This window comes from Kutzneria buriramensis (assembly GCF_003387475.1).
Lineage (GTDB): Bacteria > Actinomycetota > Actinomycetes > Mycobacteriales > Pseudonocardiaceae > Kutzneria > Kutzneria buriramensis.
The window spans coordinates 273,073-296,627 of record NZ_QUNO01000017.1 but is presented as its reverse complement, the minus strand read 5'-3'; the positions used below and the strand labels follow the sequence as shown (position 1 = coordinate 296,627).

Sequence of the window (23,555 nt, the reverse complement as noted above, 5' to 3'; positions counted from 1 at the left end):
GGTCCCATTCCGAACCCGGAAGCTAAGCCCTCCTGCGCCGATGGTACTGCACTCGTGAGGGTGTGGGAGAGTAGGACGCCGCCGGACAAAATTTGGGAGCCCCCTGTCTGCGATCTCGCAGGCAGGGGGCTTTCCCTATTTATGGACCGAAAATCGGTCGCGACGGGGCCTGGTGCCTGGGCACAGTTGGTGCCATGAAGGCCAGGTACTACGACGATGCCGCCGAGTTCTGGACGGTGGCGCACGACTTGTTCGAGGCCGAGCCGGCCAAGCACACGACCGTGCTCAGCGTTGTCCATGCGGTGCTCAACGCACCGCGGCCCGATGCGGCGCCGCTGGTGCTGGTCACCTTGCATGACGAGTCCGGTTCCTTGCGCGGGGCGGCGTTACGCACGCCACCTTGGCCGCTGGCATTGAGTGGGATCGGCGTCGACGATGTGCCGTTCCTCGTTGGGGAGCTGCTTGAACAACATCCAGGACTCGACAGTGTGATGGGGCCACGTGATGTTGCGGACAGGTTCGGCGGTGAGTGGGCCTCAGCGACGGGCACCACAGTAAAGACGATCTTCGACCTGCGGCTGTACCGGCTGGCGGAGCTGATCACGCCACAGGTGGCAGGACGAGCACGGATCGCGGGCGAGGCGGACCTTGACGTGGCAGTCCAGCACTGGGTGGGGTTCTCCGACGAGTCTGCGGCACACCGTGGTACCAACAGCGCCGACGCCGAGGCTGCTGTGCGCCAGCAATTCTCGCTCGGTAGCGCGACGGTGCTGTGGGAGGTCGACGGCGTTGTGGTGAGCAGCGCCGTGGCGAAGGTGCCTAACGCAGGCGCCTCGCGGATTGGGCCGGTCTACACACCACCGGAGCACAGGCGCCATGGCTACGCGGCTGCAGCCACCGCGGAGGCCGCGAGGTGGGCTCGCTCCGTTGGCGCCCGCGAGGTGCTCCTGTACACCGATCTCGCCAACCCCACGTCGAACGGCGTGTACCAACGGATCGGTTTCCGACCCGTCACCGACTTCGTCGAGCTGGCTTTCGACGCGCCAGCCTAGGTCGAGCGCGGAAGGCGGAAGCCAGCAGGTAGCCAGCCGCGGAAGCCTGGCGGAGGCCTGCTGGCGAGACGCGCCGATTGGTCCCAACGTCGTGCGCACTACCAGGCGTGCACGACGAGGACGACGCAGTCGGTGTCGGCGGTGGGAGGCTTCGCGACCTTGGACGCGTCGCCGTGAGCGGGTGGACTCTGGCGCGGCCGGCTGCTGATTGAAGGCTGGTGTCTCAGGCGTGGGCACCAGGTTCTTCGCAGCGTCGAGCGCTCGCCGGACTCTGCCGGCGTCGAACCGGAGTTGTCGAGGCTGTGGATGCATGGGCTGGTGGTCTTGGCGGCTGCGGCAGCGGGATTAGGCTCGGGGTGTGACTCCGCCTCGTCTGCTCGTCATCCAGCCTTCCGACTCCGATCCGGCGGGCCGCCTCGCGGATTGGCTTACGGCGGCTGGTGCCGACATCCACATCGTCGCGCCGGCGCGCGAGCCGCTGCCGGCCCTTGACGACTACCAAGGGGTCGTCTGCCTCGGCGGCGAGATGGGCGCACTGGACGATCGTGAGCACCCGTGGCTGTCGGATGTGCGGCTGTTGCTGTCGAAGGCAGTGGCGACCAAGACACCGACGTTGGCGATCTGTCTGGGGGCCCAGCTGTTGGCGGCGGCGACCGGCGGCCAGGTGCGACGCGGCGACAAGGGCCCCGAGGTCGGGGTGCTGCTGGTGGCCAAGCGGGACACCGCGGCGCGCGATCCACTGTTCGCGGAACTGCCGCTGACGCCGGATGTGCTCCAGTTCCACCACGACGAGATCACTCTGTTGCCGCCTGGCGCCGAACTGCTGGCGTCCTCGCCACGCTACGCGAATCAGGCATTCAGGGTGGGCTCCGTCGGATACGGTGTCCAATTCCATATCGAGACGACGCCGGAAATCGTGTTGAAGTGGGCGGAGCTGGCGCCCGATGAGGCGGCAATGGCGCGACCTGGCCAGCTCGAGCCGGACGCTCTGGCGGAGGCGCACATCACGCTGGCCGAGGTGTGGCAACCGTTTGCGCAGCGGTTCGTCCAACTCAGTGCTGGCGAGCTGGCGCCAGTGGCGGGGAGTTTCAGGAGTTTGCCACTGGTGTGATAACGCACCGTCACTGTACGGTCGCTGTACGCCGCCCACATGGGCGTCGGTCGCCCCATCTGTTCTGGGGTAGCGTTCTACGTGTAGTTGCCCACCGCCGGAGGAATTTGGTGGACGTCCCCCTACTGGTGGCCGTTGTTGTGCTGACGGCTCTCGCCTTCGATTTCACCAACGGTTTCCATGACACGGCCAACGCGATGGCCACCTCGATCGCGACCGGCGCATTGCGGCCACGAGTCGCCGTAGCCATGTCCTCGGTGCTGAACCTGGTCGGTGCCTTCCTCTCCGTCGAGGTCGCCAAGACGATCTCGGGCGGCATCGTGGACGACCTCAAGATCACACCCGCGGTGGTGTTCGCCGGACTCGTCGGCGCCATCGTCTGGAACCTCCTGACCTGGCTGGTCGGCCTACCCTCCAGCTCGTCGCACGCGCTGTTCGGCGGCCTGATCGGGGCCACCTGGATCGCCTCGGGCGCCAGCGCCGTGCACTTCGGCAAGGTCATCGAGAAGGTATTGATCCCGGCTGTCGCCTCGCCGGTGATCGCGGGCCTGATCGCGATGGCCGCCACCTACCTGACCTATCGGTTGACCCGCACCGCGGACCGCAAGGTCGTGTCCTCGGGATTCCGGATCGGCCAGATCGTGTCGGCCGGCCTGGTCTCGCTCGCGCACGGCACGAACGACGCGCAGAAGACGATGGGTGTGATCACGCTGACGCTGATCACCGCCGGCGCGTTGCCGTCGAATGCCGGCCCGCCGGTCTGGGTGATCATCAGTGCCGGCACGGCGATCGCGCTCGGCACCTACTTCGGCGGTTGGCGCATCACCCACACCCTGGGCAAGGGCCTCACGACGATCGACGGCCCGCAGGGCTTCGCGGCGCAGACCAGCGCGGCGGCGGTCATCCTGACGTCCTCGCACCTCGGCTTCGCGCTGTCGACCACGCACGTCGTTTCCGGCGGCATCCTGGGCGGCGGGCTCGGTCGCCGGGCCTCGAATGTGCAATGGAGCACCGCAGGCCGGATGGTCCTGGCGTGGGTGCTGACGCTGCCGGCGGCCGCGGTGGTGGGTGCCATCGCCAGTTCGATTGCGAGTCGCGGCACCGCCGGCGTGATCGTCGTGGCCGCTGTCGGCATCATCGTGGCGGCGGGCATCTACCTCGCGTCCCGGCGCAAGCCGGTTACGCCCGACAGTGTCGTCAACGACGAGTTGTCGCTCGAGCCCCTCAAGGTGGCGGCATGAACGTGAACTGGGCGGCGCTCGGTGAGGTGTTCATCGTCGGCCTGGTCTCGGTCGCCGCGCTTGTGGCGTTGTTCGCCACGGGCATCAGGGGCGTGTCGCAGCGGGTGGCCGCTCGCGCCCAGGGCGGCACGGGCGCCGGCGGCCTGGCCCTGGCGGTGGTGTGCTTCGCGGCGTGTTGCGTCTTGGTGCTCTACGGGCTGTTCCTGATCATTTCGCGTTGACTCGTGCCCGCGTGACGCTGACGGCGACACGGCCGGTGGGACTACGGTTGGGCTCGTCATGACTGATCCACGGTCCACGTCCTCGCCAGCCAGGTTCGGGCTCACCGATCCGCGTGCCGAGGAGATCCTGCACGCCGGCGGCTGGTGGCGTGGCGGTCCGGTGGAAGGCGCCGAGCTCGTGCTCGGCGCCTTGTCGCGCAGCCCCGATCCGGACCTGGCGTTGCAGAGCCTGGACCGGTTGCGTGAGGCGGCCGGCGACCAGTGGCCGGCGCTCGCCGAGGCGTTGAGCACCGACGGCGGGTTCCGCGGCCGGTTGGTCGCGGTGCTGGGCTCGTCGACGACGTTGGGGGATTTCCTCTTCGCGAACCCCGACGAGTGGCGGCGGCTGACCTCGGATACCGCGCCCGACTCCGATTACACGGGGCATCTGCTTCGGGCGGTCGAGGAGGGTGCGGGCGAGGTCCGGCACTTGCGTCGGGCGTATCGCGGGCTGCTGCTGGACATCGCGGCGGCCGATCTGGGACACCTGGTACAGCCGGAGATCGCCGAGCTCGGCTACGAGCAGGTGGCGGAGCGGCTGTCCGATCTGGCCGTGGCGGCGTTGCGAGCGTCGCTCGCGTTGGCGGCGAGACAGTTGGGCAAGCCATCGAAGCTGGCGGTGATCGCCATGGGCAAGTGCGGCGGTCGCGAGCTGAACTACGTCAGCGACGTCGACGTGGTGTTCGTCGCGGACAACGACGACGACATGCCGACGGCGACCCGGCTGGCGAGCACGATGATGCGCATCGCGGGCGAGGCGTGCTTCGAGGTCGACGCGGCGCTGCGGCCGGAGGGCAAGGCCGGCGCGCTGGTCCGGACGTTGGACGGCCACATCTCCTACTACAAGCGTTGGGCGCGCACCTGGGAGTTCCAGGCGCTGCTCAAGGCGCGGCCGGTCGCGGGGGACGAGGAGGTCGGCCGGCAGTACGTCGAGGCGCTCGCCCCGATGGTGTGGACGGCGGCGGGGCGCGAGAACTTCGTCGTCGACGTGCAGGCGATGCGGCGGCGGGTCGAGGAGCACGTGCCCAAGGGCCTGGCCGAACGGGAGCTGAAGCTCGGGCGCGGCGGACTGCGCGACGTGGAGTTCGCGGTCCAGTTGCTGCAACTCGTGCACGGCCGCTCCGACGACGCGCTGCGGTCGCCGACGACCATGGCGGCCCTGGCGGCGCTCGGCTCGGGTGGCTACGTCGGTCGGGCCGACGCCGCCGGTTTGGCGGAGTCGTATCGCTTCCTGCGGACGTTGGAGCACCGGCTCCAGTTGCAGCGGCTGCGCCGGACGCACACGTTCCCGGCCGACGAGGATCGCGCCGGTCTGCGTTGGTTGGCGCGGGCGGCGGGGCTGTATCCGGACGGCCGGCGGGCGGCGGCGGACGTGTTGCTCGCGGAGTTCCGGCGGCACGGCAACCGGGTGCGCCGCCTGCACGAGAAGCTGTTCTACCGGCCGCTGCTGGAGGCCGTCGCGCGGGTGCCGACCGAGGCGATGCGGCTGACGACCAGGGAAGCGACGGCCCGGCTCGCCGCGCTCGGGTACACGGCGCCGGACGGCGCCCTCAAGCACATCGAGGCGTTGACGTCCGGGGTCTCGCGGCGCGCGGCGATCCAGATGACGTTGCTGCCGGTGCTGCTCGACCTGCTGGCGAACACGCCGGATCCGGACGGTGGGCTGCTGGCGTATCGGCGGGTGTCCGAGGCGCTGGCGGACACGCCCTGGTACCTGCGGTTGCTACGGGACGAGGGCGCGGTCGTCGAGCGGCTGGCCGTCGTGCTGAGCACGTCGAAGCTGGTGCCGGACCTGCTGGTGCGTGCGCCGGAGGTGCTGCGTCTGCTGTCCGACACGGCCTCGCTCGCCCACCGCAACCCGGCAGAGGTCGCCGTATCGCTGCGCAGCGCCGTCGGCCGGCACGCCGACCTCACGCAGGCGGTTGCGGCGGCACGGTCGCTGCGCCGGCACGAGCTGCTCCGCGTCGCCTGTGCCGACCTGCTGGGCCTGATCAAGGTCGAGGAAGTGTGCGCGGCGCTGTCGGGTGTGTGGCTGGCGGTGTTGCAGTCGGCTCTCGACGTCGCGTTGCGGTCCTCCGACGGAACCGAGCCGCCGGCGACCATCGCCGTGATCGGCATGGGCCGGCTCGGCGGCCGCGAGCTCGGGTACGGGTCGGACGCCGACGTGCTGTTCGTGTGCGAGCCGCGAAACGGGGCGACCGACGCCGAGGCGGTCCAGTACACGTCCGGGATCGCGGAAGCGGTCCGACGTCTGCTCGCGGCTCCGAGTCAGGATCCGCCGCTTCAGGTCGACGCCGACCTCCGTCCGGAAGGTCGAAACGGCCCGTTGGCGCGGACGCTGGATTCGTACCGCGCGTACTACGCGCAATGGTCGGAGGTCTGGGAGGCGCAGGCACTCCTGCGGGCCAGTGCGGTCGCCGGCGACGAGGATCTTGGCCGGCGGTTCTGCGAGATGGTCGACCCCGTCCGGTACCCGGCGGGCGGGCTCAAGCCGGCGATGGTGCGTGAGGTCCGCCGGATCAAGGCCCGGGTCGACGCCGAGCGGTTGCCGCGGGGCGCCGATCCGACCACGCACACGAAGCTGGGTCGGGGCGGGCTCGCCGACATCGAGTGGACGATCCAGCTGCTCCAGCTCCAGCACGCGGGCGACCGGCCGGAGCTGCGCACCACGTCAACCATCGACGGCCTGGCGCTGGCGGCGGGGCTGGGGTTCATCAGCGAGGCCGACGCGGAGGCCTTGACGGCGGCCTGGCTGATGGCGACGCGTGCCCGCAATGCGGTGACGCTGGTGCGCGGAAAGCCGACCGACCAGGTGCCGACCTCCGGCCGTGAGCTGGCCTCCGTCGCGGCGGCGCTGGGCTACCCGCAGGGCACCGATCCGGGCGAATTCCTCGACGATTACCGGCGAACCACGCGCCGCGCGCGCAGTGTGGTGGAACGGATCTTCTACGACCCGCAGTGATCCCTATTCGGCTACCGGAGGATGAGTCCAGGTGAAGGCAATCGCGCAGAACGCGTTCGGCGACGCCGGCGTGCTGTCGCTCCAGGAGCTACCGGACCCGCTGGTCGGCCCCGACCAGGTGCTGGTGGCCGTGAAGGCGGCCAGCGTGAACCCGGTGGACTACAAGATCCGTGAGGGCTACATCCAAGGCGCCCTGCCGCACCACTTCCCGCTCATCCAGGGCTGGGACGCGGCGGGTGTCGTCGTGAAGGCCGGACCGGCGGCGGACGGCTACCAGCCCGGTGACGAGGTGCTCGGCTACCTGCGCAAGGACCACGTGCAGAACGGCACGTACGCGGAACTGGTCGCGGCGCCGGAGCGGGGGCTGGCGCACAAGCCGGCCGGGATCACGTTCGAGCAGGCGGCGGCGCTGCCGCTGGCCGGCCTGACGGCCTTGCAACTGCTGAAGAAGATCGGCGTCGGCGAGGGCGACACGGTGCTGGTGCATGCCGCGGCCGGCGGCGTCGGTCACCTCGCTGTGCAGATCGCACATGTGCTCGGCGCGACGAAGGTGCTGGGCACGGCGTCGGAGCGCAATCACGACTTCCTGCGCTCGCTGGGCGCGGAGCCGGTGACCTACGGCGAGGGCCTGGAGGACCGGGTGGCCGCCCTGCTGGGCGGCGACGGCAAGGTCGACGCGGTGGTGGACCTGATCGGCGGCGAGGCGCTGAGCGTGTCACCGAAGCTGGTGCGCGATCCCACCCGGATCGGGTCGATCATCGAGGACCGCGTCCGCGAGACGGGCGGCAAGTACGTCTTCGTGAAGCCGAACAGCGAGCAGCTCGGCTGGCTCGCGAATCTCACCGCATCGGGTGACATCACGGTGGTGATCGAGAAGGTGTTCCCGCTCGCCGAGGCGGCGGACGCGCAGCGCCTGGTCGAGGGCGGCCACGTGCGCGGCAAGGTCGTGATCTCGGTGCCGTGAGACGTGCTGGGGTGGGGCGTGCCGGCACGCCCCACCTCGACGCCTCAGGCCACCTCGGCCTCGGCGTCAGCCTCCGCCTCGGGAATGCTGGCGAAGACGTCGACCACCCACTCCTCGACGAACGAGCCGTCTTCGGAGTCGGTGTCCGGGACGAGCCGGTTGGACAGCGCGACACCCAGACCGAGCAGGTCCGCGGCGCGCACCGCCTCCGTCGCCTCGGCGGCGGAGTCGAAGAAGTGAGAGGACAGGAGATTGGTGTCGTTGTCGGCCACGAGCGTGACACTAGAGGGTCGCCCCGGAGCCTCCGTCGTCAGCCTGCCTGCTCGATCCGCACTGGTAACGAGCCCCGGTCGACCTCGAGCATGAAGTCGTCGATCCGGTGGTGGTAGCGCTGCGGCACGTCCTCCTGGGCCAGCGCCAGCAGCTGCGTCGCCAGGCCGCGCAGACCGGCCTTGTCGCCCCGGATCACCACCTCGCCGTGGGCGGTGACGTCGAAGCTGAGCCGGTAATTCGCGGGCCAGGCCCGGTTGAGGCCGCGGACCGCGTCGTAGACGGGAACGGCGACGACGACCTCACGGGTGGACGTCCCTCGATCGGACTGTGCGGGAACGGGTTCGGCCATCTCGCCACCTCCAGCATCACCTGGTGTTCATCCAACCCGACCCACCCGGCCGTTTTGTTACGTCCGTGTGTCACTTCCGTTGTGTGGCACGCGAAAGGCCGGGCCCGTGGACACGGACCCGGCCTCTGCGCGACGTCAAGACCCGGCGGGACGAACCCGCCGTCGATCACACGTCGTAGTACAGCGCGAACTCGTACGGGTGCGGACGCAGCCGCAGCGGGTCGATCTCGTTCTCACGCTTGAGCGCGATCCAGGTCTCGATCACGTCCGGCGTGAACACGCCGCCCTCGAGCAGGAAGTCGTGGTCGCGCTCGAGGTTGTCCAGCACCTCGCCCAGCGAGCCCGGCACCTGCGCGACCTCCTTGGCCTCCTCCGGGGGCAGCTCGTAGAGGTCCTTGTCGACCGGGGCCGGCGGCTCGATCTTGTTCTTGATGCCGTCCAGGCCGGCCATCAGCATCGAGGCGAAGGCCAGGTACGGGTTGCCGGACGAGTCGGGGCAGCGGAACTCGACGCGCTTGGCCTTCGGGTTGTTGCCGGTGATCGGGATCCGGATGCACGCGGAGCGGTTGCGCTGCGAGTACACCAGGTTGACCGGGGCCTCGAAGCCGGGCACCAGGCGGTGGTAGGAGTTCACCGTCGGGTTGGTGAAGGCCAGCAGGCTCGGCGCGTGGTGCAGCAGGCCGCCGATGTAGTGGCGCGCGGTGTCGGACAGGCCGCCGTAGCCGGACTCGTCGTAGAACAGCGGCGAGCCGTCCTTCCACAGCGACTGGTGGGTGTGCATGCCGGAGCCGTTGTCACCGAACAGCGGCTTGGGCATGAAGGTCGCGGTCTTGCCGGCCTGCCACGCCGTGTTCTTGACGATGTACTTGAACAGCTGGAGGTCGTCCGCGGCGTGCAGCAGCGAGTTGAACTTGTAGTTGATCTCGGCCTGGCCGGCGGTGCCGACCTCGTGGTGGGCCCGCTCCACGGTGAAGCCGGAGTCGATCAGGTTCAGCGTGATCTTGTCGCGCAGGTCGGCGAAGTGGTCGGTCGGCGAGACCGGGAAGTAGCCGCCCTTGTACTTGACCTTGTAGCCCTTGTTGCCACCCTCCTCGTCGGCGCCGGTGTTCCACCAGCCCGCGATGGAGTCGATCTCGTGGAAGGAGGCGTTCTCGGCGCTGTCGAAGCGCACCGAGTCGAACAGGTAGAACTCCGCCTCGGCGCCGAAGAAGGCCTGGTCGGCGACGCCGTTCTCGGCGATGAACAGCTCGGCCTTGCGCGCGATGTTGCGCGGGTCGCGGCTGTAGGGCTCGCGGGTCAGCGGGTCGTGCACGAAGAAGTTGACGATGAGGGTCTTCTCGATGCGGAACGGGTCGATCCGCGCGGTCGCCAGGTCGGGCAGCAGCAGCATGTCCGACTCGTGGATCTGCTGGAACCCGCGAACCGACGAACCGTCGAAGGCCAGCCCCTCGGCGATGGCATCGGCGTCGAACGACGCCGCCGGCACGGTGAAGTGCTGCATGATGCCTGGCAGGTCGCTGAACCTGACGTCGACGAACTTCACTTCCTCGTCGGAGATGAAGCGCAGGACCTCGTCGGGATTGGTGAACACCCTCGTTGGCTCCTTCGGCTCGTAGCCCGTCCCGGCACGTCGCCGGCTGTTTTCGTGACGAAACTAGGCGGATGGTGTTGCCCGTCAGTCACCCGGGTGTTTCGCGGGTGTTAACGAGACCGCGAACAGGGTAGTGGCCGACCTCCTCGCCTCCTTGCTGTGACGACGGCCTTACCCTGGAGGGGTGAACAGGTGGACCGGTTCGTGGTTGTCCGGACCCCGCGCGGCGGAGGAGCCGGCCGGCGGCTCCGTGGGCGGCGGGACGCAGCAGCGGTGGCGGGGTGAGCGGCTCGGGCTGCCGGAATCCGGCGTCGGCTCGATCCCGTCGACGGCGCGGCGCGCGGTGGCGATGCTCATCGACTGCGTCCTGGCTGCCCTGATCACGGGCCTGTTCACGATGCCTGACCTGCCGCGCAACTGGAGCCTGCTGACCTGGTACCTGATCGGCGTGATCGCGGTCTCGTTCTTCGGCTTCACTCCCGGCATGTTCGCGATGGGTGTCCGGGTCGCGCGGATCGACGGCTCGGCCATGGTCGGTGTGCCGCGCGCGCTGCTGCGGACGGCGCTGGTCGCGATCATCATCCCGGCCGTCGTCTGGGACCGGGACTACCGGGGCCTGCATGATCGCCTGGTCGGCACCATCGTCGTCCGGATGCGCTGACCGTCCCCGAACAGAGTGAAAGCGGCCTTGGTGGCGTTCGACGCCACCAAGGCCGCTTTCGTTTCGGCTGGGGTCAGCGGCGACGCAGGGTCCGCTGCACGTTGCGCATCTTGGCGCCCTGGGGAAGCGGGCCCTTGGGCAGCGCGGCGCCGCGCGTGGCCAGCGCCGCCATGCCCTTCTCCAGCTTGTCCACCTCGGCGCGCGAGATGTTGCGAGGCAGCTTCATCATGTGCTGCTGAAGCTTGCGCAGCGGCACCTCGCCCTCGCCGTTGCCGATGACGATGTCGTAGATCGGCGTGCTGCCGACGACTCGTGACAGCCGCTTCTTCTCCTGCGCGAGCAGCGTCTTGACGCGGTGCGGGGCGCCCTCGGCGACCAGCACGACGCCGGGCAGCCCGAGCACGCGGTGCACGGCGTCCAGCTGCGTGGTGCCGGCCACGGCCTGGGTCACGCGCCAGTTGCCGCGCAGGTTGTCCAGGGCCCAGCCGGCCGCGCCGGGCTGGCCGTCCGCCTTCTTGTACACGTTCGCCGACACGCGCCGGCCGAACAGCAGCACGGCGCCCAGCGCGCCCAGCACGACGCCGGGGCCGATGAACAGCCACTGCATGTCGAACGCGAGGCCGATCAGGAACGCGACGGCGGTGACGCCCACCAGCACCGCGAGCATGAGCGGCACCAGGGCCTTGTCCTCGCGGCGTTGCATCTTGAACGCCTCGAAGATCTGACTGCGCCGCGCCCGCGACTCCGCGCGCTTGGCCCGCGCCGCCTCCTTGGCGGCCGCCTTGTCGTCCTGCTTACCAGCCATGTGTCCAGGATAAGGCCGGTGGGCGGGCGCGTTCCGCCCTGCTCCGTTTTTCTGTCGGTGGGCTCTGCGAGGATGCAGGCCATGGACGCCGAAGGTCGACTCCTCGAAGACCTGGATCCGGACCAGCTCGGGGCGGTCACCGCTCCCAGGGGGCCGGTGTGCGTGCTGGCCGGCGCGGGCACCGGAAAGACTAGGACGATCACTAGGCGCATCGCGTACCTCGTGGACCGGGGGCACGTCGCGCCCGGGCAGGTGCTCGCGGTCACCTTCACCAAGCGGGCCGCCGGCGAGATGCGCACCCGACTGCGGTCCCTCGGCGTGGGCGGCGCGCAGGCGGTCACCTTCCACGCCGCGGCGCTGCGTCAGCTGCGCTACTTCTGGCCGCGGGTCATCGGCGACGCCCCGTGGGAGCTGCTCGACGGCAAGCTGCGGCTGGTCGGCCAGGCGGCCAACCGGATCGGCGCGCCGACCAGCGCGGAGTCGCTGCGAGACCTGGCCGGCGAGATCGAGTGGGCGAAGGCGTCGCTGGTGGCGCCGGACGACTACCCGGCGGCGGCGTCGAGGACGCAGCGTGACGTCCCGCTGCCGGCCGACCAGGTCAGCCGGGTCTACCAGGGGTACGAGCAGCTCAAGACCCGGGCGCGGATGCTCGACTTCGACGACCTGCTGCTGCACACCGCCGCGATCCTGGAGGAGCACCCGGACGTCGCGACCGAGTTCCGCGACCGCTACCGGTGCTTCGTGGTCGACGAGTACCAGGACGTGACGCCGCTCCAGCAGCGGGTGCTCGACGCCTGGCTCGGCGGCCGGGACGACCTGACCGTGGTCGGCGACGCCAACCAGACCATCTATTCGTTCGCCGGCGCCTCGCCGCGGCCGCTGCTGGACTTCCCGCGGCGGTTCCCGGAGGCGGTGGTGGTGCGGCTGGAGCGTGACTACCGGTCGACGCCCGAGGTGGTGTCGCTGGCCAACCGGGTGATCGGGGCGGCGCGGGACCGGCCGGCGGGGTCGCGGCTGCGGCTGGTCGGGCACCGGCCGCCGGGGCCCGAGCCGAAGTTCTCGGAGTTCGACGACGAGCCGAGCGAGGCGCAGGCCGTCGCGGACCGGATCGGGGCGCTGTTGCGCAACGGCGTGCCGGCGAGCGAGATCGCGATCCTGTACCGGGTCAACGCCCAGTCCGAGGTGTACGAGCAGGCGCTGGCCGAGGCCGAGATCCCGTACCAGGTGCGAGGCGGCGAGCGGTTCTTCGCGCGGCCGGAGATCCGGCAGGCGATGGTGTCGCTGCGCGCGGCCGTCACCGGCGCACCCGAGTCGGAGCTGCCGCAGGTGGTCCGCGAGGTGCTCAAGCCGCACGGCTTGTCGCTGGAACCGCCGACTGGTGGCGCCCAGCGGGAGCGTTGGGAGTCGCTGCTGGCACTGGTCGAGCTGGCGGAGGAGCTCGACACGGTGGTGCCGGGCGCGGACCTGGCGCGGTTCGTCGCCGAGCTGGAGATGCGGGCCGAGGCGCAGCACCCGCCGACGGTGGAGGGCGTCACGCTGGCGTCTCTGCACGCGGCGAAGGGCCTGGAGTGGGACGCGGTGTTCCTGATCGGACTGACCGAGGGCACCATGCCGATCCAGCACGCCGACTCGGACGATGCGGCGATCGAGGAGGAGCGCAGGCTGCTCTACGTCGGCGTCACCCGGGCACGTGAACATCTGTGGCTGTCGTGGGCGCTGTCGCGCAACGCCGGCGGCCGCCGGACCCGCCGACGCAGCCGCTTCCTGTACGGGCTGTTGCCGGAGGATCACCCGGCCGCGCGGCCGGTCGGCGGCGCCCAGCGGGAGGCCGCGCCGGCGCGGCGCTCGATCCGGGTCGAGTGCCGCGTGTGCGGGGACGTGCTGGTCAGCACGCCCGCGATCAAGTTGGGGCGGTGCCCCGACTGTCCGTCTGATGTGGACGAAGAGCTGCTCGAGCGGCTGCGGGAGTGGCGCAAGGCCAAGGCCGGGCAGCTGAGGGTTCCTCCGTACGTGGTGTTCACCGACACCACGCTGACCGCCATCGCCGAGCAGCGCCCGCTGGACACCAGCGGGTTGGTGGCGATCTCCGGCATCGGCCCGAGTAAGCTCGACAAGTACGGCGCCGACGTGCTCGCCCTGGTCCAGGGGGACGCGGGTGCACGGCAAACCTGATCCGTGAGAAGTTTCGGCGGAACTTTTTAAAAACCGGTTGCACGCCCCTGCGCAGGGGCAATAGCCTGCATAGGCAGGGCGCGAGACGCCCGAACAAAGACGAGACCACACACCACGACGAGACCCTGGTTGGGAGGCGGACGGCATGGGCAGCAACGGCATCAACATCCTGGTCGCACCGGCCTATCCGCTCGCCGGGGCCCCTGCCATGTGCGGCAAGGGAAGCACCAGTTCTCTCGTTTCCGTCGATCAGCCGCGGCCGTGGACGGCCGGCTCGGTCGAGCGCGCCCTGACCAATGGTCAGCCGGCGTTCGTGAAGGTCCGCAAGCACGTTCTTCTCTGGTCCGCGCAGGAGCGAAGTACCTGACAGCAGTGTCAGGACTACGGCTCACGAAGGCCGCGGACCCGGGAACGGGACCGCGGCCTTCGTGTTTTTTCGGCACAACTCGAACGGCAGGGACATGCACGCCCCGACGTACGACAGCACCACCGCCAACACCTGCATGAGCACCACCGAATCCGGGAGGAAGTCCACCATGTTCACCGCCACCGTTCCGATAGACGGAACAGTGCTGCCCGACTTCGCCGCGCCCACGGGCGCCGGTGTCGCGGAGCTGCTCGACACCGCACCTGGTGCCGGGCTCGACCTGCCCTGCCGGGCCAACAACCCGGACCTCTGGTTCGCCGACGCTCCCGCCGAGCTGGAGCAGGCGAAGTCCCTGTGCACCTCCTGCCCCGTGCGGACGGAGTGCCTTGCCGCTGCGCTGGCCCGGCGTGAGCCGTGGGGCGTGTGGGGTGGCGAGATCTTCGAGCGTGGCGCGGTGATCCCGCGCAAGCGGCCCCGTGGCCGCCCGCGCAAGAGCGACCGCCTCGCCGAGGCGGGCGCCGGGACCACAGGAAACCAGGAGGCAGCCGCGTGAACACCGTTCGATACACCGCAGACATCCCGATGATTTCGGACTACAAACCTGAGGGGACCTCGGTCATGTTGCTCGACCAAGAACTCGCACGGATCCGATTGCATGAAGTACGCCTGGTAGCGGAGGAGCAACGCTTGGCCCGCCGGCTGAGCGCCACCGCGCGGTGGCGCAAGGTCGCCGGTTGGGCCGCCAGGCGTGCGGAGCGGGCCGCGGCCCGCCACACCGCCTGACACGACAACAAGATCCGGTTCGGCCGGCGTACCGCCCCTCGGGGTGGTGCGCCGGCCGGACGCGCGTCGCCCTAAAGGGCTGCGCCCCACACGGACCCGCAGTGACGTTGCCCGTTGGCTCGACGGTGTCGAGCCAACGGGCTGCTTCCGTCTGGTCCGTAGTGGTATGCCTTGCGGTTCGGCGGTGTCGAGCCGACGGACTGTGCCTGCGTGGGCCGGCAGTGTTGTCGCCATGCGGTTCGGCGGTGTCGAAGTAGCGGGCTGCTTCCGTCTGGTCCGTAGTGGTGTTGCCTCGTGGGTTCATGGTGTCGAGCCGACGGGCTGCGGCTGCCCAGGCCGGCAGTGCTGTTGCCATGTGGTTTGAAGGTGTCGAGGCAGCGGGCTGCGTCCGGATGGACTCGTGGCGCTGTTGCTTTGTGGTTCGGCGGTGTCGAACCAGTGGGCTACCTCCGCGCAGACCTGCGGTGCTTTGCCGTGTGGGTCGAGCGTGTCGAGCGGCCAGGCTGCGTCCGCGTGGGCCGGCAGTGGTGTTACCTCGAGGTTCGTGGGGTGAGCCGAGGGGATGCGTCCGTACGGACCCACAGCGGCGTTGCCTGCCGGGCGGCGGCGTCGAGCGTTTGGCGGTGTTCGCATGGACTCGTAGTGGCGGAGTCTCGCGGGTCGTCGGCGTTGAGCCAGGGGTACGTCCGCACGGACCTGCAACTGCTCGCCCGCGATGGCAGGAACTGTCCTAGCGTCGTCGGCGTGGCAGACAACGAACTGGTGAGCTGTTCGATCTGCGGCCGCCGCCGCGATCTGGCCGCGGCGCCTGCCGAGGCGCTGACGTGGGTGTCCGAGCGGGAGCGGGGCGGGCAGCGTTGGCTGTGCCCCGGCTGCGCCCGCGCGCATGTCCGCGACATCGAGGGGAAGCTGCCGGCCGAGTACTGGTGATCCCGATAGGTGCAACTTCCTGGTTGCCGGGGTGTGAGCCGCGGTCAGTGGGTGGCGGGGCAGTGCTCGGACAGGGCGTGCACGGGTGGGCGGACGCGGTTGGCGGCGCGGCGGAAGGCCTGGATGAGGTCCTTGCGAACGACGCCGGGATCGTCCCGGAGGCGTTCCGGTGACGTGCGAAGGGTGATCACGCCGGCGGCGGCGAGGCGGGCGTGGCGGGTGGAGTCGGTGCCGTGCCGGAACTGCTGAGTGCCGACCTCCCACGCGAGGGCGACGTCGTCCCACCACGCGTCGACGACACCGAGCAGGGCACCGGTGACATCGCGGATGGGCACGTTCCAGCGCGGCAAGGGCAGGGTGGTGCTCCGCGCGACCCGGCGCGCGAGGCCTTCGGTCAGGGAGACGACGCCGTCGGGGACGGCACGCAGGGCGGCCCGAGGGGCAGCGGAGCCGCGCTGGCTGCCGGCGTCGAGCTCGACGCGAAGGTCGGACACGCTGCACGCGCCGCAACGCACGGGCCCGGACAGCAGCGCCCGAAGGCGCATGGCGTCCCGTTCGCGGCGGGCGGCGTCCACTACGGCCCGAGGGACCGATGCGAACAGCAGACCGTCCCGTTCGACCAGGGCGGGCATCCGCGTGGTGCGCTCGATGAGCACGTAGCCGTTGGTGGTGGTGCGCTTGGACGCGGGCACCAGCACGTGCACCTCCTCACCGACCCGAATCCCGAAGTCGTGATCGAGGTTGGCGGCGTCCAGACCGGTGATCACCGCGCCCGCACCGGCGTAGGCCAGCGCGGCACGGAGGCGCTGCCGGCGGCTGGGTGCCGAGCCGGACATCAACACCACGCCCGGCAGCAGCCGCTGCCAGGGCCCGTTGGGCCGGCACCGGGCGATGATGGCGGAGCCGGAGACGCCGTTCGCGCGCAGGTCCGCGACGCGGACCACGCCGTCGGGCACGGTGCGCGCGAGCGAGGCCAGGTTGGGCGGCGTGGTTGCGGTCACGCCCTCGATGGTCGGACCTCGCAGGGCGCGGCGGAATACCGGTTCTGTATCTGTGGACAACTGGCCGCGTTGTCCCCAGTTTCGGCGGTCGGCCTGTGGACAACTCGGGTAACGCGCTGGTCAGTCGGCGAAGCCCGGCTGCCACTGGGAGACGATCGCGCGCGCCGGCACCTCGGCGCCGAGCTGGCACAGGATGCCGGTCGCACCCATCGTCACCCGGTGGATGAGCAGGTACTGCGGCGGCAGGTTCAGCGAACGCCCGGTGCGGAAGTCCTGCCCGCGCAGGTCGCCGATGCGCTCCGCCTGCGCTTGCAGCCACTTCCGGGTGAACTTGAAGCGCTCGGTCCGCAGCGGCTCGACGAACGGCTTCAGGTACCCGACGACGTCGTCCGGCGCGACCTCGCTGTCCGGCCGCACGAAATGCTCCTTGCGCAGCAGGTCCAGCAGCTCCTCGGAGCGGTGGTCCAGCGACAGCCGCGTCATCAGCCCCAGCGTCGGGGGCAGGCCGTCGGGCAGCCGGGCCGCCGCGCCGAAGTCGATCACGCACAGCCGGCCGTCCGGCAGCAGCATGAAGTTGCCGGGATGCGGGTCGGCGTGCAGCAGGCCGGTCTTGGCCGGCGACGAGAAGTGGAACTCCGACAGCAGGGTGCCGGCGTGGTCGCGGGTCTCCTGGTCACCCTCGCGGATGATCGACGCCAGCGGCCGGCCGGTCACCCACTCGGAGATGATCACCATCGGCGCGCTGGCCACCACCTTCGGCACGAAGACGTGTCCGTCGCCGTCGAAGGCCTTGGCGAAGGTGCGCTGGTTGGCGGCCTCGGTCCGGTAGTCCAGCTCCTCGACCATGCGTTCACGCAGCTCGGCCAGCAGCGGCTTGATCTCGGCGCCGGGCACCAGCGCCTGGAACAGCCGGCTGAACCGCTGGAGCTGCTTGAGGTCGGACAACAGCGCCTCGTCGGCTCCCGGGTACTGCACCTTGACCGCGACCTCGCGGCCGTCGTGCCAGATCGCCCGGTGCACCTGGCCGATGCTCGCGGCGGCCGCCGGCGCGTCGTCGAACTCCTGGAACCGCTTGCTCCACGAGGCGCCGAGCTGCTCGGCGAGCACCCGGTGCACGCTGCGCGCCTCCAGCGGCGGCGCGGCGGCCTGGAGCTTGGTCAGCGCGTCCCGGTACGGCGCGGCCAGCTCGTCGGGCACCGCCGCCTCGAACACGCTCAGCGCCTGGCCGAACTTCATCGCGCCGCCCTTGAGCTGCCCGAGCACGGCGAACAGCTGCTCGGCCGTCTTGGCGTTCAGCTGCGAGCTGACCTCCTCGGCGCTCTGGCCGATCAGCCGCTTGCCCCAGCCGCCGACGACCCGACCGGCGACGCCGATCGGCAGGCTGGCCAGCTTGGCGGTCCGCTGGACGGCGTTGCGCGGGATCTCGCTCACCCAGTGATTCTCCCCTTGAGCTGGGGGTGGGCGTGAGTGATCTCGTCCACCCCGGCTGTCGTCCTACACGCTAGCCTCCTCCGCCCGCGCCGCGCCGCAGCGGCAGTCGGGGTGCGGATCCCACGGTCGGTTGGTCATGGTGGCGGCCACCGGGTCGATCTCCACGCTGGTGTTCCACAGCGCCGGCACGCCCTCGCCGGTCAGCCACCAGTCCAGCGTCTGCAGCGCCTGCGCCACCGCGAGGCCGGCGGCCGCGTGCGTGGCGGCCAGTTCGGCGGGTTGCAGCCGGCCCGCGAGCTGGAGCGCCAACGCCGGCCAGGCCGGGTCCAGGTCGGCGCGCTGGAGATCCATGCAGTGCGGGCAGCTCGTCCGGCCCGGAACGATCAACGGGCCGACCACGCCGGTGCCGTCCCGCATCCGGACCAGCATGTACGGCACGCCCTCGGCGTGCAGTGGAGCGATCATGCTCGGCGACGGCACCACCAGGTCGGTGAGCACGGCGAGGTCGGGTTTGCGGGCGGGCGGCAGCGGGCCGGTCCTCGCGTCGCAGACCGACCGGTGGATGGCGGCCACGCCCGCCTCCTGACGTGGCATGTCGACATCGGTGTCGAGGTATCCGGTGCCGGTGTCCTCGGCCCGTACCTTGCCGACCGCGCCGAAGTCGACCCAGCCGACGCCGGCGGCCGCCAGGAGGCAGGCGATGGCGACGCCGAGCCGTCCCTCGCCGCGGACCACGACGGCGGCCTGCCGCCGGCCGGCCGCGAGCCGGCGTCGGGGGTTGCCGGTCCGCAGCGCCCATGCCGTCGCGTCCGCCGACAGGCGGGCCGGCGTGTGTGCGGCGGCACCGCCATCGGCCGGCGAGGCGTCATCGAGCAGGCCAGCGTCGGCCAGCGACGTCAGCATGGCCGTCGCCGCCCGCCGGGCCCGCTCGTCCGTGCCGAAGCGGTCCAGCAGCTCCGGCACGGTCGCCTGGCCGTCCAGGGCCGGCAGCAGCGCGATCAGGTCCTCGCTGATGCCGTCGATCAGCACGCCGTGGCGGGGGTCGATGCCGATCTGCACCTCGTGCTCGGTGCGCCGCAGCACCGCCAGCCCGGGCAGCACCCGGGGCCGTCTGGGCAGCTCGGGGGCGGGTTGTTCCGGTGTCTCGTCCATAGCCGCAGGCTCGCAGGGACGCCGATGGCCGACAAACGGTTGTCCACCGGCCGGGTGGGCAGTCCACAGTTCACGATCGGTCGATTGACAGGGCGTCGGAATCGGACTATTTATCGCGTTCGCCGCTCGCTTACCGCACTTGACACGCCCGCCCGAGGTCGTTCCGAGTGTCCGGGCGGTGGCCCGAACAGCCCTGTCCAGCTGCGGAAACCCGGGGTGCCGGGTCGGTACCTCCCGACCACCCCGGAGAGGGATCCGAGGGCGGGTCGCAGTGCGGACCGCCACGAGTCGGGTCGAATTGTCAGTGCATGGCCTTACCGTGAACGCGTGGCTGATCCACAGGTGGAGGTTCGCCGCAGCCGGCGACGTCGTCGCACGGTGACGGCATATCGGGAGGGTGACACGGTCATCGTGCTGCTCCCGGCCCAGATGACCAGGGCCGAGGAGGAGCACTGGGTGGCTGAGATGCTGGCGCGTCTACAGCGGAGCGAGACCCGCCGCAGGTCGCCGGCACGAACGTCGGACGAGGCGTTGCTGACGCGGTGCGCCGAACTCTCGGCGCGACATCTGGGTAACCGGGCGACGCCCAAGAGCGTGCGATGGGTGCCGCCGATGCGGACGCGATGGGCGTCCTGCACTCCGGCCGACGGCACGATCAGGGTGAGCGAGCGGCTGCGTGAGGTGCCGTCCTGGGTGCTCGACTACGTGCTGGTGCACGAGTTGACGCACCTGTTGGTGCCCGGACACGGGCCCAACTTCTGGAAGCTGGTGCGCGACTATCCCCGGACCGACCGGGCGGTCGGCTACCTGGAGGGCCTGTCGGCGGCGGCGGGCTGGGGCATCACCGAGGAGGACTGAGGGCGGCGTTCAGGTGACACGAATGCCGCATTCGCGGCGCCAGCGGCCAGGCATCACGCATTCGGTGCCGAGCCGACTGGCTCCGCCGGCCCCACCGGTCGGGACATGGCGATGGCCCGGCACGAGGCCGGGCCATCGCTTGCAGTCCGTTCTTGCGGGGTCAGCTCTCCTGCGGGGAGCCGCCCTCGCCGCGTTCCTTCTCCTCGCGCTCGGTGCGCTCCAGCTCCGCGATCGGATCGTCGCCCAGCTCGGCGCCGCCGCCCAGGCGCTCCGCGAACTCCATCGGGTCGTCGAGGTCCTCGGCGGTGGGCACGAGGTCCGGGTGCGCCCAGATGCCGTCCCGGCGCTCGATGCCGTGCTGGTCGCCGACCAGCCGCCACAGCGCCGCCGCGGCCCGCAGCCGACGGGGCCGCAGCTCCAGGCCGACGAGGGTGGCGAAGGTCTGCTCGGCCGGTCCGCCGCTGGCCCGGCGGCGGCGGAGCGTCTCGCGCAGCGCCTCGGCGCCCGGCAGCCGCTCGCCGACGGCGTCGGCGACGACCACGTCGACCCAGCCCTCGACCAGGGCCAACAGCGTCTCCAACCGGGTCAGCGCGGCCTTCTGCTCGGGCGTCGTCTGCGGCTCGAGCAGGCCGGACTTCATGGCCTCCTCGATGCTCGCCGGGTTGCTCGGGTCGACCTGGGTGGCCAGCTGCTCCAGCGCGCCGGTGTCGACCTTGATGCCCCGGGCGAACTCCTCGACGGTGGCCATCAGCCGCTGCCGCAGCCACGGCACGTGCGCGAACAACCGCTGGTGCGCGGCCTCGCGGGCGGCCAGGAACACGAGGACCTCGCTGGCCGGCCGCTCCAGGCCGCCGGTGAACTTCTCGATGTTGGCCGGCAGCAGCGCGGCAGTGCCCTCCGGGCCGAGCGGCAGCCCGACCTCGGTCGAGGTGAGGACTTCGGCGGCGAGCTGCGCCAGGGCGTTGCCGAGCTGGGAACCGAACGCCATGCCACCCATCTGGCCGACCATCGCCAGCATCGGGCCGGCCGCGGCCTTGGCCTCCTCGGGCAGCGCGTCCACCCAGGCGCCGGACACCCGCTGGGCCACCGGGTCGAACAGCCGCTGCCAGGTCGACAGCGTCTCGTTCACCCAGTCGGTGGCCGACCACGCCTTGCTGACGCGGGTGCCGGCCGGCAGCGACGTCACCGGGTCGAGCCACATCTCGGCGAGGTGCACGGCGTCCGCGACGGCCTTGGACTGGTCGGCGCCGGCGGCGCCGCCGGACTGGGCCAGCTGCTGGAGCGCGATCTGCTTGGCCAGCTCGTAGTTGACCGGCCCACCGCCCGATGACTGCGCCTGGCTGAGCATCTGACCCAGCTGACTGAGCATCTGGCCGAGCTGGCCCATGTCGAAGGGGACGCCCCCGGGCGGCATGCCCCCGGGCGGTGTGTTGCCGCCGCCGGAGGAGCCCTCGCCGCGGTCGTCAGGGTTCGGTGACGGATTGAACCCGAACGGCAGATCGGTCATGTCTCCACGGTACGCGGCCGCCCGGGGCCAGACTCTGCGCGCTGGGCGAACGCCGAACCACCCGGTGTGCGAGGCCGCGCCGGTGCCTGGACCGTCGCCGGATTTTGATCGCTCGCCACCCGACGCACCCACCGCCCGAGCCGACGCGAGCGGTCGAAATCCGGTCAGGGAAGGCACCGGTCACGAGCGGCCGAGCCCCGCCCGGAACGGGCGGCATGGACACGGCCACAACCACACCTACAAGCCTCTCACAGGCGAGCCCGTACCCTGTCGGGTCGTGAGTCAGCAAACTGAGCGGCCCGATCAGGACACCGCTGAGCCGCAGCTCCCACGCCCGCGCCGCGGCGGCCCCGGCCGCCGGACCTGGACTCTGGTGTGGAGCTTCGTGCTCGTCGCGGCCATCGGACTGCTCGGTGGGGTGGTGTCGATCCCGTACGTGGCGATCGGCCCCGGCCCGACCTTCAACACCCTCGGCAGCGTGGACGGCACCACGGTGATCTCCGTGCAGGGCCAGAACACGTTCCCCACCAAGGGGCAGCTGCGCATGACGACGGTGTCGCTGACCGACAGCGTCACGCTGTTCGGCGCGCTGGGGCTGTGGGCGTCGGGCCGCTACTCGCTGGCGCCGCGCGAGGAGTACTTCAAGCCCGGCGAGTCGCAGCAGGACGTGCAGAAGGAGAACGTGCAGCAGTTCACCGACTCGCAGTCCAACGCCCAGGTCGCGGCGCTGCGCTACCTCGGCTACCCGATGAAGGTGCTGGTCGGCTCGATCACCAAGGGCAGCCCGGTGACCGGCGTGCTCAACGCGGGCGACCGGCTGCTGGCCGTGAACGGCGCCAAGGTGACCACCTCGCAGCAGGTGCAGGACGCGCTCAAGAACACCAAGCCCGGGCAGGCGGTGCCGGTCACCTTCCAGCGCAACAACGCCGCCGAGCAGACCGCGACCATCACCCTCGGGCACAGCGACGACCGGGCCTGGGGCTTCATGGGCATCGGCCCGATCGACCGGCCGGACGTGAACTTCCAGGTCAAGATCAGCCTCGCCGACGTCGGCGGCCCGTCCGCCGGCCTGATCTTCGCGCTGAGCATCATCGACAAGCTGACGCCGGACAACCTGGACAACGGCGGCGTCATCGCCGGCACCGGCGAGATCGACGACCAGGGCAACGTCAAGCCGATCGGCGGCATCCCGTTCAAGATGATCGCCGCCAAGGAGGCCGGCGCCACGGCGTTCCTCGTGCCGTCCGACAACTGCACCGAGGCCAAGGAGCACGCGCCGGACGGCCTGAAGCTGATCAAGGTCGGCACGCTGTCCGACGCCGTCAGCTCGCTCCAGGCGCTCAAGGCAGGCAAGCCCACCACCGGCTGCTGAACCCGGATGCCACGAAGGCCGCATTCATCCCGCGGGACGGGACGAATGCGGCCTTCGTGGCAGTCGCGGTCAGGGCCGGAGGGTCTGGAGCAGGGCGCCGGTGAGGTTGGGGGCCAGCTCGGGGTGCTCGACGATCTCGTCCGGGCGGGTCTGGTCGCCGCGCAGCCGCAGCACGCAGGCCGCGGTGCCGTCCCGCAGCACGGCGGCCACCAGCCGGGCCTCCCGGCGCTGCGGGTGCTCGGCGGCCACCCGGTGCAGCACGTTCGAGTCGCCGGCGACCGAGTCGATCTCCGCCTCGGCGTCGGGCGGCAGCACGACGATCTCCTGCGCGACGGCGCAGCCGGTCACGGCCTCCGGCCACACGATGCTGGCCAGCGCGTCGCCCAGGTCCTCGCCGGGCAGCTCCTCCTGCGCGATCGGCGTGAGCGCGGCCGCCGGATCCAGCTGCATCCGCAGCTCCGGCTGCTGGGCGATCAGCTCGGCCGTCGGGACCAGCGCGAACAGCTGCGGCGCCTGGTCCCAGCCGGCGGCCGAGACGAACTCCTCGACCTCGCGGGCCAGCGCGGGCAGCAGCGTCGGCCGGGTCTCGTCGGTGTCGTCAACAGAAGGCACGCCCCCCATCGTCCCATCCGGCCCCGACACTTCCGGCGACCGCCCGCCCACGCGGGTGTCCCGCCCGTGGAACTCAGGACACCGTCCGTAGAGTTGTCACA

23 protein-coding genes and 1 rRNA gene are annotated in these 23,555 nt (G+C 70.8%); 15 read left to right on the top strand and 9 right to left on the bottom strand.

Annotation, left to right across the window (positions count from 1 at the left end):
• The 7 genes from rrf to BCF44_RS41030 form a co-directional block, all read left to right on the top strand.
• Positions 1-87: ribosomal RNA gene (rrf, locus tag BCF44_RS41060) — 5S ribosomal RNA — on the top strand; the annotation flags it as partial.
• A gap of 107 nt (positions 88-194) precedes the next feature.
• Entirely contained in the window at positions 195-1,052 is an 858-nt protein-coding gene (locus tag BCF44_RS41055) for a GNAT family N-acetyltransferase (RefSeq protein WP_116179897.1), read from the top strand.
• A gap of 358 nt (positions 1,053-1,410) precedes the next feature.
• The gene (locus BCF44_RS41050) at positions 1,411-2,163 is read left to right on the top strand and encodes a type 1 glutamine amidotransferase (RefSeq protein WP_116179896.1); all 753 of its coding nucleotides are present in this window, start codon (positions 1,411-1,413) and stop codon (positions 2,161-2,163) included.
• Positions 2,164-2,273: 110 nt separating this feature from the next.
• Entirely contained in the window at positions 2,274-3,404 is a 1,131-nt protein-coding gene (locus BCF44_RS41045; RefSeq protein WP_116179895.1) for an inorganic phosphate transporter, read from the top strand.
• A complete protein-coding gene (locus BCF44_RS41040; protein WP_116179894.1) occupies positions 3,401-3,625 on the top strand; it encodes a hypothetical protein in 225 nt (74 codons plus the stop codon). The genes BCF44_RS41045 and BCF44_RS41040 overlap by 4 nt, the downstream gene beginning before the upstream one ends.
• Before the next feature lie 58 nt (positions 3,626-3,683).
• Complete coding sequence (locus tag BCF44_RS41035) at positions 3,684-6,626, top strand: bifunctional [glutamine synthetase] adenylyltransferase/[glutamine synthetase]-adenylyl-L-tyrosine phosphorylase (RefSeq protein ID WP_116179893.1); 2,943 nt, start codon at positions 3,684-3,686, stop codon at positions 6,624-6,626.
• Positions 6,627-6,657: 31 nt separating this feature from the next.
• Complete coding sequence (locus tag BCF44_RS41030) at positions 6,658-7,590, top strand: NADP-dependent oxidoreductase (protein ID WP_116179892.1); 933 nt, start codon at positions 6,658-6,660, stop codon at positions 7,588-7,590.
• Between the two features lie 44 nt (positions 7,591-7,634).
• Here BCF44_RS41030 and BCF44_RS41025 read toward each other — a convergent pair whose 3' ends face one another.
• The 3 genes from BCF44_RS41025 to glnA form a co-directional block, all read right to left on the bottom strand.
• The gene (locus BCF44_RS41025; RefSeq protein ID WP_116179891.1) at positions 7,635-7,862 is read right to left on the bottom strand and encodes a hypothetical protein; all 228 of its coding nucleotides are present in this window, start codon (positions 7,860-7,862) and stop codon (positions 7,635-7,637) included.
• A gap of 38 nt (positions 7,863-7,900) precedes the next feature.
• Positions 7,901-8,212, bottom strand: coding sequence for an Imm32 family immunity protein (locus tag BCF44_RS41020; protein ID WP_116179890.1), 312 nt, complete (start codon positions 8,210-8,212; stop codon positions 7,901-7,903).
• A 166-nt stretch (positions 8,213-8,378) separates the two neighbouring features.
• Positions 8,379-9,803, bottom strand: a complete 1,425-nt coding sequence (gene glnA / locus BCF44_RS41015) for a type I glutamate--ammonia ligase (RefSeq protein WP_116179889.1) — start codon at positions 9,801-9,803, stop codon at positions 8,379-8,381.
• Positions 9,804-9,987: 184 nt separating this feature from the next.
• Here glnA and BCF44_RS41010 point away from each other — a divergent pair, with 184 nt between their 5' ends.
• Positions 9,988-10,464, top strand: coding sequence for an RDD family protein (locus BCF44_RS41010; protein WP_116179888.1), 477 nt, complete (start codon positions 9,988-9,990; stop codon positions 10,462-10,464).
• Positions 10,465-10,537: 73 nt separating this feature from the next.
• On the opposite strand, the gene BCF44_RS41005 is transcribed toward BCF44_RS41010, so the two are convergent.
• A complete protein-coding gene (locus BCF44_RS41005) occupies positions 10,538-11,269 on the bottom strand; it encodes a DUF4191 domain-containing protein (protein WP_116179887.1) in 732 nt (243 codons plus the stop codon).
• Between the two features lie 81 nt (positions 11,270-11,350).
• Between BCF44_RS41005 and BCF44_RS41000 the strand changes: the two genes are divergently transcribed.
• The 5 genes from BCF44_RS41000 to BCF44_RS54930 all read left to right on the top strand — a co-directional run bounded on the left by BCF44_RS41000 (position 11,351) and on the right by BCF44_RS54930 (position 15,521).
• On the top strand, positions 11,351-13,441 hold the full coding sequence (locus tag BCF44_RS41000) for an ATP-dependent DNA helicase UvrD2 (RefSeq protein ID WP_116179886.1): 2,091 nt from the start codon (positions 11,351-11,353) through the stop codon (positions 13,439-13,441).
• A 145-nt stretch (positions 13,442-13,586) separates the two neighbouring features.
• The gene (locus BCF44_RS40995) at positions 13,587-13,808 is read left to right on the top strand and encodes a hypothetical protein (RefSeq protein ID WP_116179885.1); all 222 of its coding nucleotides are present in this window, start codon (positions 13,587-13,589) and stop codon (positions 13,806-13,808) included.
• A gap of 169 nt (positions 13,809-13,977) precedes the next feature.
• Entirely contained in the window at positions 13,978-14,361 is a 384-nt protein-coding gene (locus BCF44_RS40990) for a WhiB family transcriptional regulator (protein WP_116179884.1), read from the top strand.
• The gene (locus BCF44_RS40985) at positions 14,358-14,591 is read left to right on the top strand and encodes a hypothetical protein (protein ID WP_116179883.1); all 234 of its coding nucleotides are present in this window, start codon (positions 14,358-14,360) and stop codon (positions 14,589-14,591) included. Before BCF44_RS40990 ends, BCF44_RS40985 begins: the two co-directional genes overlap by 4 nt.
• A gap of 744 nt (positions 14,592-15,335) precedes the next feature.
• A complete protein-coding gene (locus tag BCF44_RS54930) occupies positions 15,336-15,521 on the top strand; it encodes a hypothetical protein (RefSeq protein ID WP_147328828.1) in 186 nt (61 codons plus the stop codon).
• A 44-nt stretch (positions 15,522-15,565) separates the two neighbouring features.
• Here the strand turns inward: BCF44_RS54930 and BCF44_RS40975 are convergent, their stop codons facing one another.
• From BCF44_RS40975 to BCF44_RS40965, 3 genes are all read right to left on the bottom strand, one after another.
• On the bottom strand, positions 15,566-16,522 hold the full coding sequence (locus BCF44_RS40975; RefSeq protein ID WP_246016098.1) for a hypothetical protein: 957 nt from the start codon (positions 16,520-16,522) through the stop codon (positions 15,566-15,568).
• 120 nt (positions 16,523-16,642) lie between these two features.
• Complete coding sequence (locus tag BCF44_RS40970) at positions 16,643-17,953, bottom strand: ABC1 kinase family protein (RefSeq protein WP_116179881.1); 1,311 nt, start codon at positions 17,951-17,953, stop codon at positions 16,643-16,645.
• 63 nt (positions 17,954-18,016) lie between these two features.
• Positions 18,017-19,105, bottom strand: a complete 1,089-nt coding sequence (locus tag BCF44_RS40965) for a TOMM precursor leader peptide-binding protein (protein WP_147328827.1) — start codon at positions 19,103-19,105, stop codon at positions 18,017-18,019.
• A gap of 327 nt (positions 19,106-19,432) precedes the next feature.
• Between BCF44_RS40965 and BCF44_RS58110 the strand changes: the two genes are divergently transcribed.
• Positions 19,433-19,963 carry a M48 metallopeptidase family protein gene (locus BCF44_RS58110; RefSeq protein ID WP_116179879.1) on the top strand — a complete coding sequence of 177 codons (531 nt, stop codon included), beginning with the start codon at positions 19,433-19,435 and terminating at the stop codon, positions 19,961-19,963.
• A 160-nt stretch (positions 19,964-20,123) separates the two neighbouring features.
• On the opposite strand, the gene BCF44_RS40955 is transcribed toward BCF44_RS58110, so the two are convergent.
• Positions 20,124-21,470, bottom strand: coding sequence for a zinc-dependent metalloprotease (locus tag BCF44_RS40955; RefSeq protein ID WP_116179878.1), 1,347 nt, complete (start codon positions 21,468-21,470; stop codon positions 20,124-20,126).
• Between the two features lie 277 nt (positions 21,471-21,747).
• Between BCF44_RS40955 and BCF44_RS40950 the strand changes: the two genes are divergently transcribed.
• The gene (locus BCF44_RS40950) at positions 21,748-22,842 is read left to right on the top strand and encodes a YlbL family protein (protein ID WP_246016097.1); all 1,095 of its coding nucleotides are present in this window, start codon (positions 21,748-21,750) and stop codon (positions 22,840-22,842) included.
• 69 nt (positions 22,843-22,911) lie between these two features.
• Here BCF44_RS40950 and BCF44_RS40945 read toward each other — a convergent pair whose 3' ends face one another.
• Positions 22,912-23,463 carry a PPA1309 family protein gene (locus BCF44_RS40945; protein ID WP_116179876.1) on the bottom strand — a complete coding sequence of 184 codons (552 nt, stop codon included), beginning with the start codon at positions 23,461-23,463 and terminating at the stop codon, positions 22,912-22,914.
• Between the last annotated feature and the right edge of the window lie 92 nt (positions 23,464-23,555).